At 69.2% G+C, this 2,031-nt stretch carries 2 protein-coding genes; both read left to right on the forward strand.

Annotated features, from left to right (window positions below; translation table 11 throughout):
• Positions 1-188: 188 nt before the first annotated feature.
• The gene (locus IY392_RS08340) at positions 189-1,550 is read left to right on the forward strand and encodes an aspartate aminotransferase family protein (protein WP_194860954.1); all 1,362 of its coding nucleotides are present in this window, start codon (positions 189-191) and stop codon (positions 1,548-1,550) included.
• 6 nt (positions 1,551-1,556) lie between these two features.
• Positions 1,557-1,988 (forward strand): phage holin family protein, encoded by a 432-nt coding sequence (locus tag IY392_RS08345; protein ID WP_194860955.1) that lies wholly within the window; start codon positions 1,557-1,559, stop codon positions 1,986-1,988.
• Positions 1,989-2,031: the final 43 nt, after the last annotated feature.

A 2,031-nucleotide genomic window follows, 5' to 3' on the forward strand; every position in this document is an offset into this window, starting at 1 on the left:
GTGCCCAGGCGGTGGACAGCGCGCAGGAGGCGCTCTTCTGACGGGCGCCTCCTCACGCGCCCGCCGACGCACGCGGTCCCCGTGTCCAGACCCCGCGTTCCGCATCGTGGGGCGGCGGTCCGGACCGGCGCCACCGAACTGACATGATGGTCTGCGGCCCACGTCGTCGACAACAGGAGTACCGTCCCGTGCCCGCACCCCAGAACGCCGCCGCCCGCGAGGTCTACGAGAAGGAGCGGGCCCACGTCCTGACCCCGTGGTCCGCCTGGGGCGCCAGCGACCCGATGGTCGTCACCGCCGCCGAGGGCTGCCACCTGATCGACGGCGACGGCAACCGCCTGCTCGACTTCACCTCCCAGCTGGTCAACACCAATATCGGCCACCAGCACCCCGTGGTGATCAAAGCGATCCAGGACCAGGCCGCCGAACTGTGCACCATCAACCCCGCGCACGCCAACGCCGCCCGCGCCGAGGCCGCCCGTCTGGTCTCCGAGGTCGCGCCCGCCGGGATGAACCGCGTGTTCTTCACCAACGCCGGCACCGAGGCCGTCGAGCACGCCGTCCGCATGGCCCGCCGCCACACCGGGAGGCACAAGACCCTCTCCGCGTTCCGCAGCTACCACGGTGCCACCACCACCTCGATGAACCTCACCGGCGACACCCGCCGCTGGGCCAACGACCACGGCAACACCGGCGCCGTGCACTTCCACGCGCCCTACCTGTACCGGTCGCAGTTCTACGCGGAGAACTCCAAGCAGGAGTGCGATCGCGCGCTCGAGCACCTCGACTCGCTCATCGGCCTCGAGGGCCCGGACCACTTCGCCGCCCTGATCATCGAGTCGGTGCCCGGCACGGTCGGCATCATGGTGCCGCCGGCCGACTACCTGCGCGGCGTCCGCGAGATCTGCGACAAGTACGGGATCGTGATGATCTGCGACGAGGTCATGTCCGGCTTCGGCCGCACCGGCGCCTGGCTGGCCCTGGACAACTTCCGGTCCGGTGACGACGACTGGGCGCCCGATCTCATCACCTTCGCCAAGGGCTCCAACTCCGGCTACGTCCCCCTGGGCGGGGTGATCCTGCACGACCGGATCGCCGCCTCCTTCGAGACGACCCCGTACACCGGCGGCCTCACCTACGCCGGGCACCCGCTGGCCTGTGCCTCCGTGGTGGCCACGATCAACCTGATGCGGGACGAGAAGATCGTCGAGAACGCCCGCATGATCGGCGAGGACGTGATCGGCCCGCGCCTGCGCGAGCTCGCACGGAAGCACCCGTCGATCGGCGAGGTCCGCGGCCTGGGCGTGTTCTGGGCCGTGGAGATGGTGGCCGACCGCGAGACACGTGAGCCCCTGGCCCCCTACGGTGGGACATCGGAGGCCATGGCAAGGACCTTCGCCGCCGCGAAGTCTGACGGCGTGCTGTTGTTCATGAACTACAACCGATTCCACATCGTGCCGCCCTGCATCATCACGGCCGACGAGGCGAACGCGGGGCTCGACGTGTTCGACCGCGCACTCGATGTGGCCGATTCCTACGTGGGGAGCTGACCGCGCATGGCACTGGTACTGAGACTGATAGTCAACGCCGTCGCCCTGTGGGTGGCGACACTGATCGTGCCGGGGATCTCCCTGTACGAGACTGCGGGGGACGCCGGGATCGACGCCGGCGCCGTCGACAACGAGGTGAGCGTGCCGACCATCGCGGCGCTGCTCATCGTGGCCGTGGTGTTCACCCTGATCAACGCGGTGGTCAAGCCCGTCGTGCAGCTGCTGTCGCTGCCGCTGACCATCCTCACGTTGGGGCTGTTCCTGCTGGTGATCAACGCGCTGATGCTGATGCTCACCAGCTGGGTCACCACGACGTTCCAGCTGTTCGGCGCCGAATACCAGGTGAGCGGATTCTGGGCGGCGTTCTTCGGGGCGATCGTGATCGGCCTGGTCAACTGGGTGCTCGGCATGGTGGTACCCACGCGCGCCCGCGCCTGACGCACGCGCGCCCGCGCCTGTCGTGGGGCGGGCGCGCGTGCGT

Source organism: Dietzia sp. SYD-A1 (genome assembly GCF_015356725.1).
Lineage (GTDB): Bacteria > Actinomycetota > Actinomycetes > Mycobacteriales > Mycobacteriaceae > Dietzia.